Origin of the sequence: Citrobacter sp. Cm038, assembly GCF_030333105.1 — a bacterium.
Taxonomy (GTDB): Bacteria; Pseudomonadota; Gammaproteobacteria; order Enterobacterales; family Enterobacteriaceae; genus Citrobacter; species Citrobacter murliniae.
Window position 1 is genome coordinate 728,586 of sequence record NZ_JAOWGO010000016.1, and the last position, 15,490, is coordinate 744,075.

Here is a 15,490-nt window from a genome sequence, read left to right on the forward strand (position 1 = left end):
TCTCCTATTGCTATACAGACTTAAGTGTGAAAACTAAGTAAATGCCAGGTGGTTATTTCGCCGCTTTGGCAATCAAATCCATCATTTTCAATTTCTGATCGGTAGAAACTTTACGGGCTTCGAGCTCAATACCGCGCGCGTTGAGTTTCTTGAAGGCTTCGATGTCTTTTTCATCAACGGAAATTGCGTTATTTACCTGAGTTTTACCCTGACGGAAAGCCATGCCGCCAATGTTCACGGAGGTAATTTTCACGCCACCTTCGACGATACGTTCTACGTCGGTCGGATTAGTGAACAGCAGCATCACACGTTCGCCAGCGTATTTTGGGTTGTTGTAGACGCGAATCATTTTTGCGACATCAACCACGTGCGCCGTAACACCTGGGGGAGCAACCTGAGTTAGCAGCGTTTTACGTACGGTATCTGCTGCGACTTCATCACTGACGACGATAATACGGGTGACGTTAGTTTCTTTGGTCCAGCGAGTTGCCACCTGACCGTGGATTAAACGGTCATCAATACGCGCCAGGCCGATGTGCATATAATCGTTCGGTCCCATTGGTTTTGCGGGCGTTGCAGCTTTTGGTGCTACAACCGGGGCTGGCGTGGCTTTTTCAACCGGTTTTGCTTTCAGCGCTTTCACGCCTTCGCTACCGGTTTCAACCGCCAGAGCGACTAATTCGTCGAAGCTTGGGTTGTCATCGCGCGCCATGAACGTTTCTACCAACATCGGAATGTTCACGCCGGCGATCACTTCGTAATGCTCTTTATCGACGACAATGCGGCTCGCAGCGTTGAACGGACTGCCTCCCCATGTGTCAACGAGAAACAGCACGCCTTTACTGGTGTCGAGTTTTGCCAACTGAGCGTTGTACTTTTCAATCAGCGTTTCGGCATTTTCGCCTGGAACGAAATCGATCCAGCCGACATTTTCCTGCTCGCCTAACAGCATTTCTGCTGTTTTAAGTAACTGCTCTGCAGCCCAACCATGTGTGCCTATTACAATAGCAATGGTCACTTGCTACCTCCTTTATTATCGTTAACACATCAACATGAAGATGTATTTTGAATCGTCGTCCGCAATCGAATCGATTCAGATAAGGGTTACAAAGAAAAACATATGATTTCGTGAATTATTTTAGATATCGAAAAAATTATTTTGTGTGATGAAGATCCGTAAATTAACTTCCGATGAAAAGAAATTTCGAAGAGTAAAATATCTCCGAAACAACTTATTGCAAAGGAAGGTAAATCTTTGCTAAAAAACGGTTGTCTCTGTTATGTTTAGCATATGTTTAATAACTCAGGAGTATAGGGTAGTAGCCCACCGTATGGATCGTCACCGACGTCATTTCACCTTTAGGCCGTATCACGCCTGTCAGTTTGGCACTTTTTGCCACAAAATTTTTCTGCATATTGCTTTAACGCCTGAGATGTTCAGGGCGCAGTTTGGTCATTCTTTAAGCAGGAGCTTGTCATGGAATTCTTAATGGACCCCTCGATTTGGGTGGGTTTGCTCACGCTTGTTGTTCTCGAAATTGTTCTGGGTATTGATAACCTGGTCTTTATTGCGATTCTGGCTGATAAACTGCCGCCTAAACAGCGGGATAAAGCACGTCTGATCGGGTTGTCACTGGCACTGGTTATGCGTTTAGGCTTGCTGTCCGTTATTTCCTGGATGGTGACGCTGACAAAACCGCTTTTCACGGTGATGGAGTACGCGTTCTCCGGGCGAGACCTGATTATGCTGCTGGGGGGTATCTTCCTCTTGTTCAAGGCCACTACCGAGCTACATGAACGGCTGGAAAACCGAGAACACGATACCGGCCAGTCAAAAGGCTATGCGAGCTTCTGGGTCGTAGTGACGCAGATTGTTATCCTGGATGCGGTCTTCTCCCTGGACGCAGTAATTACCGCGGTGGGTATGGTGAACCATCTGCCGGTTATGATGGCTGCTGTCGTGATAGCGATGGCGGTAATGCTGCTGGCATCAAAGCCGCTGACACGATTTGTGAATCAACATCCAACGGTCGTGGTGCTGTGTCTGAGCTTCCTGCTGATGATCGGTTTGAGTCTGGTCGCCGAAGGGTTTGGCTTCCACATTCCGAAAGGTTATCTGTACGCGGCCATTGGCTTCTCGATCATAATCGAACTGTTTAACCAGATTGCCCGCCGTAACTTTATTCGCCACCAGTCGACATTGCCGCTGCGTGCACGTACGGCCGATGCCATTCTGCGTCTGATGGGCGGTAAGCGTCAGACCGGTGCGCAGCTTGAATCTGACAATCCGGTGCCGGTACCTGTACCAGAAGGGGAGTTCGTTGAAGAAGAGCGTTACATGATCAACGGCGTTCTGTCCCTGGCATCGCGTTCATTACGTGGCATTATGACGCCGCGTGGTGAAATCAGTTGGGTTGATGCTGACCTGAGCGTGGCGGAAATCCGAGAACAGCTGCTCTCTTCTCCGCACAGCCTGTTCCCGGTGTGTCGTGGTGAGCTTGACGAAATTATCGGTATCGTTCGGGCAAAAGAGCTGTTGGTGGCGCTTGAGGATGGCGTAGATGTGGCTGCGATTGCTTCAGCCTCTCCGGCTATCGTTGTACCGGAAACGCTGGATCCGATTAATTTGTTAGGTGTATTGCGTCGTGCCCGCGGTAGCTTTGTTATCGTCACTAACGAGTTCGGTGTTGTCCAGGGGCTGGTGACACCGCTGGATGTATTAGAAGCCATCGCCGGTGAGTTCCCGGATGCCGATGAAACGCCCGAGATAGTTGCCGAAGCGGGTAGCTGGCTGGTGAAAGGTGGAACCGATCTGCATGCTCTGCAGCAGGCGCTGGACGTTGATACGCTGGTGGATGAAGACCAGGATATCGCCACGGTGGCTGGATTGGTGATTGCGGTTAACGGCCACATTCCGCGTGTCGGGGATGTTATTGAGGTCGCTCCGCTGAGCATTACGATTGTCGAAGCCAACGATTACCGTGTGGATTTAGTTCGCATTGTTAAAGAACAATCGGCTCACGACGAAGACGTATAATTCGGTTCAGCGAAACGGCATAAGGGGCATGATATGGCCCTTATGCCGGGCGGGTGGTGGCGTACTGCCCGCCAACCATTTAGGAAAATCACGCAGCGGCATCGGCTGGGCATAGAGAAATCCCTGCAATACATGCACGCCATGACGCCGCAAATGTTGTGCCTGCGCCTGCGTTTCTACCCCTTCAGCCACCAGTTCAATATTTAGTTTTTTCCCCAGCGCGATGATGATGTCGGTAACCGTCGAGTTCACGGCGTCAGTGCCGATCGCGGAGGTGAATGATTTATCAATCTTCAGAATATCCGGACGTAACTTTTCCAGCCAGGAGAGTGAGCTGTTTCCGGTACCAAAATCGTCAATGGCCAGTTTAATCCCCATACGATGTAATTCGCGCACTACCCGATAATCCACATCAAGCAAGGCATCACGCTCAGTCAACTCAATGACTAACTGCTGAATAGGGTGCTGGCTGAACCAGTATTGGTTGAGATCTTTTAACAGCGTTCCATGGCGAAAATGGCTGGCGGCAACGTTGATACCGATATGAAACTGGCTGCTCATCGGGAAAACGTGTCGTTGCTGAATGGTTTCTGCAATGACATGGCGGGTCAGCGGTACGATCAGGTTGTGCTCTTCAGCAATAGGAATGAAAACTTCAGGCGAAATCCAGCCCTGACGGGGGTTATTCCAGCGCAAGAGGATTTCAACACCGGTGCACTGTTGGGTGCTGGCATTTAGCAGAGGCTGGCAAAATAACTCAAACTCGCGTGCAGCGAGGGCCAGATTGATTTCCCAGGAAAAACTCATTCTGTTGGCCGTAGCCAGCCATGCAAGGTAGCCCACTAACAGGCTGAGCATCACCGCTAAGGGTAATTGAGTAGGCAGATTTTTTAACGCCAGCTCGCTGGCCCCAGGGCCTGTAACGCTGATTGCGAAAGGAAAATGTTGTGATGACAACTGGTAGCTTTTTTCATCATCAAGTGCAGGCAGCGTATCTACAACACCTTGACCGTAAAGCAGGTGACGGTTGCCGACAGTCAGACTTGCTTTGGTTATCTGCGGCGGCTGAGGCTCAAGCAGCATCGTTGATAACAAATCAATATTGACGATCTCCAGAACGCCATCTTCACCATCAACAGACGACGGATACCATTGCGTAAGAATAGGGCTGCCTTTGATAAGCGAATGGTCGGTAGACAACAAAAGCTGCGGCTCCCTGCTGGGCAACTCAGGTTGTAGCTGGCGAATTGGGGTATTGCGATAACCAAAAATGCTTGAGCAATAGAGAATGCCGCGCTGGATCAGGCTTATAGAGCGCACTGTCTGTAGTCTGGCGGCATGTTTGCTCAGGGGTAAACGCGCCACGGAACAGGGCAAACCTATCAACGGCAGTAGCACATCGCGTCCGGCCTGTAGGGGAAGGAGCACGTTATCCAGCGCTTCTACGGCATGATTGGCAAAAGTGACAGTGTAATGGTGATTTAAATTACGCTCCGAAATAAATCGGGCAGACAATGTGAGTATGAGCGTCAACAGTGCACAAATTGTGCAGACGATTAAGCGGTTACGACGATAAGTTTTGATGATCCGTTGTGCTGTTTGCATGCGGGCCGCCCGATAAGCCGTTGGTCACATTAGCCAACAGCAACAGAGCAAGTGTAGTGGGGAAAATTACGCTAGACGAGGATGAGGAAGTAAATTCGCCCATCCGTCGCAGATGGGCGAAAAATAAGTATTAGTCACACTGGACTTTAATCGCCAGGCCACCGCGTGATGTTTCACGGTATTTGGCGTTCATGTCCTTGCCGGTTTCGTACATTGTTTCAATGACTTTATCCAGCGAGACGCGCGGGGCGCTGGTACGACGCATTGCCATTCGTGCAGCGTTGATAGCCTTAACGGAGGCAATCGCGTTACGTTCAATACAAGGCACCTGAACCTGTCCGGCAACCGGATCACAGGTCAGCCCCAGGTTGTGCTCCATACCGATTTCGGCAGCAACACAAACCTGCTCAGGACTTGCACCCAGCAGTTCCGCCAGACCTGCCGCAGCCATCGAGCATGCCACGCCAACCTCGCCCTGACAGCCCACTTCCGCGCCAGAGATAGAGGCGTTCATTTTGTATAATGCGCCAATTGCACCGGCCGCCAGGAAATAGCGGGTATAAATATCCGGGCTGACGGACTCAATGAAATGGTCATAATAAGCCAGTACCGCAGGCACGATGCCGCAGGCACCGTTGGTTGGTGCAGTCACCACGCGGCCACCGGCGGCGTTCTCTTCGTTAACGGCCAGCGCAAACATGTTCACCCAGTCGATCACATTCATCGGATCGCTGGAGAGTTTATCGCTGGAGACCAGCATACGGCGCAGGGCAGAAGCTCGGCGAGGAACGCGCAACGGACCCGGCAGAATCCCTTCGGTATTCATCCCACGGTCAATACAGGCCTGCATGGTTTGCCAGACGTTGCCAAAGTACTCTTCAATCTCTTTCTTGCTGTGCAGCGCAAGTTCGTTCTGCATCACCATGCCAGAGAGCGACAAGCCAGTGCTGTTACAGTACTCCAGCATTTCGGTTGCGGACTTGAACGGATAAGGCACGCTGACCTCATTCGCTGCATCCTGGCCAAAATGTTCTTCATCAACGATGAATCCACCGCCGATCGAATAGTATGTTTTGCTGTAAACGACGGTTTCGCCGTTGTACGCATGGATCTGCATACCGTTTTCATGCAACGGCAGGTTACCGTTGTGAAAACGCATTCCGTCATTCTGCGGGAAATCAACTTCGTGCTGGCCTTGCGCAAGCAGCAGGCGACCACGCGCTTCTACGTCGCGGATAAATCCGGGAATGCTGTCAATGTCTACGGTCGCAGGTTCATTACCTGCCAGACCCATAATAATGGCGATATCGGTGTGGTGACCTTTACCCGTGAGCGACAGTGAACCATACACGTCGACGGCAACACGAGTAATGCTGTCCAGTAATCCTTTTTCGACCAGGTCATCGACGAACTGTTTACCTGCCTTCATAGGCCCTACGGTATGGGAAGATGAGGGACCAATCCCCACCTTAAACATGTCGAATAGACTAATCACGATAATACTCCTACAGGGCGACTGGGCTTTCCAGTAACGATGTTATAACTGCGCATAGTGTAAGAGGGAACGCGGCGATCGGCTTAACTATTCACATGAATTAAACTAATAGATAACCGCGATTTTACTAATGTTGTGACGGGAGTTTCAGGTTGTGTCTTCTGCGCGTAAAGATAAGTATAGTCAGGGTTTCACGCCAATTTGCAGCGCCAGCTCACGAATTATCCCAGCGGTCATTCCCCAGACGAAATAATGCTCATACCAGGAGAGCCAGACCCGATGAGAATCGCCACGACGATAAACATCCAGTGGATGGTAGCGTCCCAAATGCAGGGCCTGTGCCAACGGCATTTCAAAAACGGCGGAAACTTCATCTTCGCTGGCCCGATAGGGCAAATTAGGTGGAATTATCCCCACTACAGGAGTGACCTGGAAGCCCGTTACGCTGTCGACCGGAGGCAAAACGCCGATCACTTCCACTGATTCGGGCGGAATCGCGACTTCTTCCTGTGCTTCGCGCAACGCGGCGGCAATCAGTGAAGCGTCGCTGCTGTCCACGGCACCGCCGGGAAAAGCGACCTGTCCGGCGTGCTTGCGTAGATGAACGGAACGTTGGGTCAACAGGAGTCCTGGTTGCGCGCGCCGGACTACAGGAATAAGTACAGCTGCCTGGCGCTGGTTTAACGCTTCCCGGTTTATTTGCGGACGCAAAAGTTGGAAGCGCGATAAAAAATCATCAAGCGTCAGGTTGCTGTATTCCACTGTTTAGTTCTCCAGTTGGTGCAAAATACGATTCACTTTATCAAACGTTTCCTGATATTCCGCGTCTTCCTGACTGTCTGCAACAATGCCGCCGCCCGCAGAGCAGTAGATCTGTCCGTCTACAGCTGTCAGAGTACGGATGGTGATACTGGTATCCATATTGCCGCAAAAACTCAGATAACCAATACTGCCGCACCAGGCGTTACGTCTTTGTGGCTCCAGTTCATCAATAATTTCCATTGCCCGAACTTTCGGCGCGCCGGTAATTGACCCTCCTGGGAAGGCTGCGCGTAGCAAATCTGTTGCATGCAACGTCTCTGGCAAATGCGCGGTGATGGTACTGACCAGATGATGCACGGCTGGGAACGGCTCAACCACAAAGAGTTCTGGTACGTTTACCGAGCCTGGCACGGCAACGCGGCCTATATCGTTGCGCATCAAGTCGACGATCATCAGATTTTCCGCCCGATCCTTTGGAGAGTTCGCCAGTGTTTGAGCCTGCAGGCGATCGGCATCAGGGGAGTCCAGTCTGGGTAATGTGCCTTTAATGGGACGCGTCTGGATGTGCTGGTTTTCTAACTGAATAAAACGTTCAGGCGAAAGGCTGAGAATCGCCCCTTCCTCAAAACGTAAAAATGCACTGAACGGGGCGCGGTTCGCATGGTTTAGACGTACAAACGCCAGCCACTCATCGCCCTGATAATGCGCCTGAAAGCGCTGGGCAAGATTGACCTGATAGCAATCGCCGCTGTGCAGATAACGCTGCACCTGACGGAATTTTTCACTGTACTGCGCACGGGTCATATTGGACCGCCACGAGGATGTTAACGAAAACGGTTCGCGCACGGATATCTGTTGATTTTCCAGCCAACGGCGTCGTGCCTGCACATCGGAGTGGCTAAGTAGTGACACCTTTTGCAACTGATGATCGACAATCAGCGCCCAATCGTAAATGCCAACCGCCATGTCCGGTAGCGTGATATCCTGTTCGGCTTCCGTTGGCAGAGATTCAAAACGGCGGCCTAAATCATAGCCAAACAGACCCAGCGCGCCTCCCTGAAACGGAAGATCGGGATTATAATCGGGCTGAATAGCCAGCGATGTCAGCGCCGAGTGTAAGACCGTCATCGGATCATCAACCGTTTGCATAGTACCGTGCCGGTCATGCACAACGGTCTCTTCAGCACGTGTGACCAGCGTTGTGATGGGGTCGGCGACCAGAATATCAAAGCGACTATGCGGATGGTCGGCATGGCCTGAATGCAAAAGCATTGCCCAGGGCTGGTGGCTTAATGTGGCAAAATAGTGCTCAGCGGCGTCCAGACGCCAGGGTAGTGTGATTACAGCGGGAGATAACGTCTTCATCAGTCCTGACTCGTTGCTACTTCACTGGCTATGTGCCGGGTAGCATGAAATAATTAGCGCTAATAATTTAGCAGGAGTTCACCATGATTGCAGGTTTACCTTCACTCACGCACGATCAGCAGCAACAGGCGGTTGAACGCATTCATGAACTGATATCCCAGGGGATGAGCAGTGGCGAGGCGATTACGAAAGTGGCTGCTGAATTACGCGCCAGCCATACCGGCGAACGGATCGTGGCGCGTTTTGAAGATGAAGACGAAGACGAGTAACGTCGGTTACACCGCAGCGATAATCTTTATCTCAACTTTGTATTTTGGGTTCATTAACCCGGCTTGTACGGTGCAGCGTACCGGGGCGTGACCGGCAACAACCCAGGCATCCCAGGCCTTATTCATAGCGGCAAAATCGTTCTTGTCAGCCAGAAACAGGGTAGCATCAAGAATACGTGACTTGTTGCTGCCCTGTTTTTCCAGCACAGCATCAATTTGCGCCAGCGTGTTTGCCGTTTGTTCGAATGCGTCTGCATCCAGATTTTCCGGCACACCGGTGTAATACAACGTGTTGTTGTGAATCACCACGTCAGACCAACGATCCTCGGCATCAATACGCACGATAGTCATACATTTTTCCTCGTTAAATTTCCATTTTTACGCCGCAAGACTGCCATAATGTCAGTCTGACGTCACCTCTTCAACTGGCGAAAGACCCGATGGCCTGACATAATCCCTGTTCAAATGAACAGGGGGTAGTGTGACGGACGATTTTGCAGCAGACGGTCAGTTGGCTAAAGCGATACCGGGTTTTAAACCACGTGAACCACAACGACAGATGGCCCTGGCCGTCGCGCATGCCATTGAAAAATCACAGCCGCTTGTCGTAGAGGCCGGGACCGGAACAGGGAAAACCTACGCCTATCTTGCCCCCGCGCTGCGCGCTGGAAAGAAAGTCATCATCTCTACCGGATCGAAAGCACTGCAGGATCAGCTTTACAGCCGCGATCTGCCTACTGTGGCAAAAGCGTTGAAATTCACCGGCAAACTGGCGCTATTGAAAGGGCGCTCCAACTACCTTTGCCTGGAGCGACTTGAACAACAGGCACTGGCGGGCGGTGACCTGCCGGTCCAGATATTAAGCGACGTTATTCTGTTGCGATCGTGGTCAAATCAAACCCTCGATGGAGACATCAGCACCTGTGTCAGTGTGGCCGAAGATTCACAGGCCTGGCCGCTGGTGACCAGCACCAACGACAACTGTTTGGGCAGCGACTGCCCGCTGTATAAAGAGTGCTTTGTTGTCAAAGCGCGTAAAAAAGCGATGGACGCAGACGTTATAGTGGTAAACCACCATCTGTTTCTTGCCGATATGGTGGTGAAAGAGAGTGGTTTCGGTGAACTGATCCCTGAGGCCGACGTGATGATCTTTGATGAAGCCCATCAGCTACCGGATATCGCCAGCCAGTATTTTGGTCAGTCACTCTCCAGCCGCCAACTTCTCGACCTTGCAAAGGACATTACCATCGCGTATCGCACCGAGCTGAAAGATACTCAACAGCTACAAAAGTGTGCTGACCGTCTTGCTCAAAGCGCACAGGATTTTCGCCTGCAATTGGGTGAGCCGGGCTATCGCGGCAACCTGCGGGAGATGCTGGCGGATCAGCGTGTGCAGAGAGCATTTTTACTGCTCGATGATACCCTGGAGCTGTGTTACGACGTGGCAAAACTCTCTCTGGGACGTTCGGCACTGCTGGATGCGGCGTTTGAGCGAGCCACGTTGTATCGCACCCGTTTGAAACGGCTAAAAGAGATTAACCAGCCAGGGTTCAGCTACTGGTATGAATGCACCTCGCGCCATTTCACCCTGGCGCTGACGCCACTCACGGTGGCGGATAAATTCAAAGAAGTGATGGAACAAAAACCGGGCTGCTGGATTTTCACCTCAGCGACGTTGTCGGTAAACGATGATCTCCACCACTTTACGGCGCGGCTGGGTATTGAACAGGCGGAGTCGATGCTGCTGCCTAGCCCCTTTGATTACACGCGTCAGGCGCTGCTGTGCGTACCACGTAATCTACCGCAAACCAATCAGCCAGGGGCGGCGCGCCAGTTGGCATCTATGTTGCGGCCAATCATCGAGGCGAACAACGGTCGTTGTTTTATGCTGTGTACCTCGCACGCGATGATGCGCGACCTGGCGGAACAGTTTCGCGCCACCATGACGCTTCCCGTGTTGTTGCAGGGAGAGACCAGCAAAGGGCAACTGCTGCAACAGTTTGTTAGCGCGGGGAATGCTTTACTGGTGGCTACCAGTAGTTTCTGGGAAGGGGTGGACGTGCGTGGTGATACGCTTTCGCTGGTTATTATCGACAAGCTGCCGTTTACCTCACCGGACGATCCATTGTTGAAAGCGCGAATGGAAGATTGCCGCCTGCGCGGCGGCGATCCTTTTGACGAAGTCCAGCTCCCGGATGCGGTTATCACCCTGAAACAGGGGGTGGGGCGTTTGATACGTGATGCTGACGATCGCGGTGTGCTGGTGATTTGTGACAACCGGCTGGTGATGCGACCCTATGGAGCCACCTTCCTGGCGAGTTTGCCGCCGGCACCGCGTACGCGTGACATTGCCCGCGCTGTTCGATTTCTTGCTATACCAACGGCTGAGTAATTTGTTACGGAGTATGGTAAGATGCGCGCCAAATTTATTGATCTGATCACGAAGACCCATGCGAATTCTGGCTATCGATACCGCCACAGAAGCGTGCTCTGTTGCCCTGTGGAATGACGGTAATATCAAGGCTCATTTCGAGCTTTGCCCACGAGAACATACCCAACGAATCCTGCCGATGGTTCAGGACATCCTGGCTGATGACGGTACTACCTTAACGGAGATCGACGCGCTGGCGTTTGGTCGCGGTCCCGGAAGTTTTACTGGTGTACGTATTGGTATCGGTATTGCTCAGGGGCTGGCATTAGGTGCGGAATTACCCATGATCGGCGTTTCAACTCTGGCAACAATGGCGCAGGGAGCCTGGCGTAAAACTGGGGCAATGCGCGTGCTGGCGGCGATTGACGCACGTATGGGTGAAGTTTACTGGGCCGAATACCAGCGTGATGAAGACGGCGTCTGGAACGGCGAAGAGACGGAAGCGGTATTAACACCAGAACAAGTTCATGAGCGTTTGCTGCAACTTTCCGGCGATTGGGCGACGGTTGGCACAGGCTGGTCGGCATGGCCTGAACTCGGCAAAGACAGTGGTCTGATGCTGATTGATGGCGGCGTTTTGCTTCCGGCTGCTGAAGACATGTTGCCTGTCGCCACTCAAATGCTGGCAGCAGGAAAGACGGTTGCGGTGGAACATGCTGAACCGGTTTATTTACGTAACACCGTAGCGTGGAAGAAACTTCCTGGGAAAGAATGAATCTTAGTAGTAAATACCCTGATTAATTTGAATTGCAGTTCATACGCGGCAGTTTGACAGAGACAGGGCAGGCGCTGAGAAAAGGGAGTCGCACATGGCGGTTCAAAAACAGGTAATGAAAGGTGTACTGGCTGGTGTATTAGCATTAATGCTAAGCGGTTGCGTCACCATTCCGGATGCGATTAAAGGTTCAAGCCCTACACCGCAGCAGGATCTGGTGCGGGTGATGAATGCACCGCAGTTGTACGTCGGACAGGAAGCGCGTTTCGGCGGTAAAGTGGTGGACATTCAGAATCAGCAGGGGAAATCCCGTCTGGAAATTGCTACCGTTCCGCTCGACAGTGGCGCGCGACCAATACTGGGAGAAGCCTCACGCGGAAGGATTTATGCTGATGTAAACGGCTTCCTCGATCCGGTTGATTTTCGTGGACAACTGGTTACCGTCGTGGGACCGATTAGCGGCACGGTAGACGGTAAAATCGGTAGTACGCCGTATAAGTTTATGCTGATGCAGGTAACAGGTTATAAACGCTGGCATATTACTCAGCAGATCGTGATGCCACCGCAACCGATTGACCCCTGGTTCTATGGTGCGCGTGGCTGGCCATACGGCTATGGCGGTTGGGGATGGTACAATCCCGGTCCCGCACAGGTTCAGACGATAGTAACAGAGTAACTCTTTGTTTTATTGGTAAAAGAAACAGCGGCTCGTCCGCTGTTTCTGCATTAACGTGGATATAAAAAAAATAAATAGTGACGCGCTTCGCAACCTTGTCGTTGTGTAATAAACAAACTGGTACGCTGAGTTAATATTATGTTAACAGTTTGTTTATTGTCTGGGGTTGTGATGACGACGAATACGCATTTTAGAGGTGATGTATTGAAAAAGGTTTGGCTTAACCGTTATCCCGAGGGCGTTCCCGCGGAGATCAATCCTGACCGTTATCAATCCCTGGTGGAGCTCTTTGAACACTCAGTAAGGCGCTATGCTGACCAGCCCGCGTTTGTAAATATGGGGGAGGTGATGACCTTCCGCAAACTGGAGGAGCGTAGTCGGGCATTTGCGGCCTACTTGCAACAGGGGCTTGGGCTGAAAAAGGGCGATCGTGTCGCGCTAATGATGCCTAACCTGCTGCAGTATCCTGTGGCATTGTTCGGCATCCTGCGTGCCGGAATGATCGTCGTGAATGTTAACCCGTTGTATACGCCGCGGGAACTGGAGCATCAGCTTAATGACAGCGGTGCGGCGGCGATCGTGATTGTCTCCAACTTTGCTCATACGCTGGAGAAAGTGGTCGATAAAACGTCGGTTCAACATGTGATCCTGACGCGTATGGGCGATCAGCTTTCTACCGCTAAAGGGACGCTGGTTAACTTTGTCGTCAAGTACATCAAGCGTCTGGTGCCGAAATACCACCTGCCTGATGCCATCTCGTTTCGCAGCGCGTTACAAAACGGCTATCGCATGCAGTATGTGAAGCCTGAAGTGGTCTCTGAAGATCTGGCTTTCCTGCAGTATACCGGTGGCACCACCGGCGTGGCGAAAGGCGCAATGCTAACGCACCGCAATATGCTGGCTAACCTGGAACAGGTCAATGCTACCTACGGTCCATTGCTGCATCCGGGTAAAGAGCTGGTGGTGACTGCGCTGCCGTTGTATCACATCTTCGCGTTGACCATGAACTGCCTGTTGTTTATCGAACTGGGTGGTCAAAACCTGTTGATCACTAACCCGCGAGATATTCCGGGTCTGGTGAAAGAGCTGGCAAAATACCCGTTTACCGCGATGACCGGCGTCAATACGCTGTTTAACGCTTTGTTGAATAACAAAGAATTTCAGCAACTGGACTTTTCATCACTGCATCTCTCCGCGGGTGGTGGTATGCCGGTACAGCAGGCGGTAGCAGAACGCTGGGTGAAGCTGACCGGACAGTATCTGCTGGAAGGTTACGGCCTGACCGAGTGTGCGCCGTTGGTGAGTGTCAACCCTCACGATATCGATTATCACAGTGGCAGTATCGGCCTGCCGGTTCCTTCCACTGACGTTAAACTGGTGGATGACGACGATAACGAAGTGCCACCAGGGGAACCTGGCGAGCTGTGCGTTAAAGGTCCGCAGGTAATGCTGGGGTACTGGCAGCGACCAGATGCAACAGATGAAATTGTCAAAGACGGTTGGTTGCACACCGGTGATATTGCGGTGATGGATGATGAAGGTTTCCTGCGGATTGTCGATCGCAAAAAAGATATGATCCTGGTTTCAGGTTTCAACGTCTATCCGAACGAGATTGAAGATGTGGTTATGCAACACCCAGGTGTCCAGGAAGTGGCCGCAGTTGGTGTGCCGTCGGGCAGCAGCGGTGAGGCTGTGAAAATTTTTGTGGTGAAGAAAGACGCCTCGTTAACCGATGAAGCCTTGATTACCTTTTGTCGACGTCAGCTGACGGGCTATAAAGTGCCGAAGCTGGTGGAATTCCGTGATGAGCTGCCAAAATCAAACGTTGGCAAAATTTTGCGACGAGAATTACGTGACGAAGCACGTGGCAAAGTGGACAATAAAAGCTAAGCGTTAAGACAGCCATCAGAAAGCGCCGGTTAAACCGGCGTTTTTTTTGGTGCAAACCTGAGAGAGCACGATTTGAATTACCAAATGATCACCACGAACGACGCGTTGGCCACGCTGTGCGAAGCCGTTCGTGAGTTTCCGGCTATTGCCCTGGATACTGAATTTGTTCGCACACGTACCTATTACCCGCAACTGGGTCTGATCCAGTTGTTTGATGGCAAACACGTTGCTCTGATTGATCCGCTTGGGATCACCGACTGGTCACCGCTGAAGACCATTTTGCAGGACACTGCCATTACCAAATTCCTGCATGCAGGAAGTGAAGACCTGGAAGTGTTTCTCAACGCCTTTGGCGAACTTCCACAGCCGCTGATTGATACACAAATTCTGGCTGCGTTCTGCGGACGTCCATTATCGTGGGGATTTGCCGCGATGGTGGAAGAGTATACGGGAGTGGCGCTGGATAAAAGCGAATCCCGCACTGACTGGCTGGCGCGTCCGTTAACTGAGCGTCAGTGTGAGTATGCGGCAGCGGATGTCTGGTATTTATTACCGATCACCCAAAAGCTGATGACAGAGACTGATGCCTCTGGCTGGCTGCCCGCCGCGCTGGATGAGTGCCGTTTGATGCAGCAGCGTCGTCAGGAAATTCTGGCGCCTGAAGATGCGTGGCGCGAGATAACCAATGCCTGGCAACTACGAACCCGCCAGCTTGCCTGCCTGCAACTGCTGGCTGACTGGCGATTACGTAAGGCGCGTGAGCGCGATCTGGCGGTGAACTTTGTGGTACGTGAAGAACACCTGTGGTCTGTCGCTCGCTATATGCCAGGTAGTCTGGGTGAACTGGACAGTCTGGGTCTTTCCGGTAGCGAGATTCGTTTTCACGGCAAGACGCTGATTTCGCTGGTGGAGAAGGCTCAGGCTCTGCCGGAAGAATCATTGCCGGAACCGTTGCTGAACCTGATGGATATGCCGGGATATCGCAAGGCATTCAAGGCCATTAAGGCACTGGTTGCAGAGGTGAGTGCGGAACATAATCTCAGCGTTGAGTTACTGGCTTCGCGCCGTCAGATTAATCAGCTCCTCAACTGGCACTGGAAACTAAAGCCGCAGGCTTCCCTGCCGGAACTGATTTCCGGTTGGCGTGGTGAACTGATGGCCGAGCGTCTTAACGCACTGTTGCTGGAATATCCGCAGTAAGTTGACCAGACTAAGCCGGGTAGCGCTATCGCTTACCCGGCCTGA

14 protein-coding genes are annotated in these 15,490 nt (G+C 51.9%); 8 read left to right on the top strand and 6 right to left on the bottom strand.

The window, feature by feature from the left end:
- Positions 1–52: 52 nt before the first annotated feature.
- Positions 53–1,018 (bottom strand): PTS mannose transporter subunit IIAB, encoded by a 966-nt coding sequence (manX, locus tag OGY01_RS05855; RefSeq protein WP_045443967.1) that lies wholly within the window; start codon positions 1,016–1,018, stop codon positions 53–55.
- 313 nt (positions 1,019–1,331) lie between these two features.
- Here manX and OGY01_RS23760 point away from each other — a divergent pair, with 313 nt between their 5' ends.
- Positions 1,332–1,490 (top strand): protein YoaL, encoded by a 159-nt coding sequence (locus OGY01_RS23760; protein WP_404979409.1) that lies wholly within the window; start codon positions 1,332–1,334, stop codon positions 1,488–1,490.
- Positions 1,478–3,037: a CNNM family cation transport protein YoaE gene (yoaE, locus tag OGY01_RS05860; protein ID WP_045443964.1), complete on the top strand. Its 1,560-nt coding sequence runs from the start codon at positions 1,478–1,480 to the stop codon at positions 3,035–3,037. The genes OGY01_RS23760 and yoaE overlap by 13 nt, the downstream gene beginning before the upstream one ends.
- Positions 3,038–3,043: 6 nt before the next feature.
- On the opposite strand, the gene pdeD is transcribed toward yoaE, so the two are convergent.
- The 4 genes from pdeD to pabB all read right to left on the bottom strand — a co-directional run bounded on the left by pdeD (position 3,044) and on the right by pabB (position 8,264).
- Positions 3,044–4,642: a cyclic di-3',5'-guanosine monophosphate phosphodiesterase PdeD gene (gene pdeD / locus OGY01_RS05865; RefSeq protein ID WP_048221311.1), complete on the bottom strand. Its 1,599-nt coding sequence runs from the start codon at positions 4,640–4,642 to the stop codon at positions 3,044–3,046.
- Positions 4,643–4,772: 130 nt separating this feature from the next.
- Positions 4,773–6,137 (bottom strand): L-serine ammonia-lyase, encoded by a 1,365-nt coding sequence (sdaA, locus tag OGY01_RS05870; RefSeq protein ID WP_045443949.1) that lies wholly within the window; start codon positions 6,135–6,137, stop codon positions 4,773–4,775.
- A 183-nt stretch (positions 6,138–6,320) separates the two neighbouring features.
- Positions 6,321–6,899, bottom strand: coding sequence for a CoA pyrophosphatase (locus OGY01_RS05875; RefSeq protein ID WP_045443946.1), 579 nt, complete (start codon positions 6,897–6,899; stop codon positions 6,321–6,323).
- A gap of 3 nt (positions 6,900–6,902) precedes the next feature.
- Complete coding sequence (gene pabB / locus OGY01_RS05880) at positions 6,903–8,264, bottom strand: aminodeoxychorismate synthase component 1 (RefSeq protein WP_286492627.1); 1,362 nt, start codon at positions 8,262–8,264, stop codon at positions 6,903–6,905.
- Between the two features lie 83 nt (positions 8,265–8,347).
- Between pabB and OGY01_RS05885 the strand changes: the two genes are divergently transcribed.
- Positions 8,348–8,533, top strand: coding sequence for a YoaH family protein (locus OGY01_RS05885; RefSeq protein WP_045443940.1), 186 nt, complete (start codon positions 8,348–8,350; stop codon positions 8,531–8,533).
- Between the two features lie 6 nt (positions 8,534–8,539).
- Here the strand turns inward: OGY01_RS05885 and OGY01_RS05890 are convergent, their stop codons facing one another.
- On the bottom strand, positions 8,540–8,884 hold the full coding sequence (locus tag OGY01_RS05890) for a RidA family protein (RefSeq protein WP_045443929.1): 345 nt from the start codon (positions 8,882–8,884) through the stop codon (positions 8,540–8,542).
- A gap of 130 nt (positions 8,885–9,014) precedes the next feature.
- On the opposite strand from OGY01_RS05890, the gene yoaA reads away from it, so the two are divergent.
- The 5 genes from yoaA to rnd all read left to right on the top strand — a co-directional run bounded on the left by yoaA (position 9,015) and on the right by rnd (position 15,445).
- On the top strand, positions 9,015–10,925 hold the full coding sequence (gene yoaA, locus OGY01_RS05895; protein WP_286492629.1) for a DNA repair helicase YoaA: 1,911 nt from the start codon (positions 9,015–9,017) through the stop codon (positions 10,923–10,925).
- 58 nt (positions 10,926–10,983) lie between these two features.
- Entirely contained in the window at positions 10,984–11,679 is a 696-nt protein-coding gene (gene tsaB / locus OGY01_RS05900) for a tRNA (adenosine(37)-N6)-threonylcarbamoyltransferase complex dimerization subunit type 1 TsaB (RefSeq protein ID WP_045443925.1), read from the top strand.
- A 94-nt stretch (positions 11,680–11,773) separates the two neighbouring features.
- On the top strand, positions 11,774–12,355 hold the full coding sequence (locus OGY01_RS05905) for a Slp family lipoprotein (RefSeq protein ID WP_045443922.1): 582 nt from the start codon (positions 11,774–11,776) through the stop codon (positions 12,353–12,355).
- Positions 12,356–12,559: 204 nt separating this feature from the next.
- Positions 12,560–14,245, top strand: a complete 1,686-nt coding sequence (gene fadD / locus OGY01_RS05910; protein ID WP_136345473.1) for a long-chain-fatty-acid--CoA ligase FadD — start codon at positions 12,560–12,562, stop codon at positions 14,243–14,245.
- 84 nt (positions 14,246–14,329) lie between these two features.
- A complete protein-coding gene (rnd, locus tag OGY01_RS05915; RefSeq protein ID WP_045443915.1) occupies positions 14,330–15,445 on the top strand; it encodes a ribonuclease D in 1,116 nt (371 codons plus the stop codon).
- Positions 15,446–15,490: the final 45 nt, after the last annotated feature.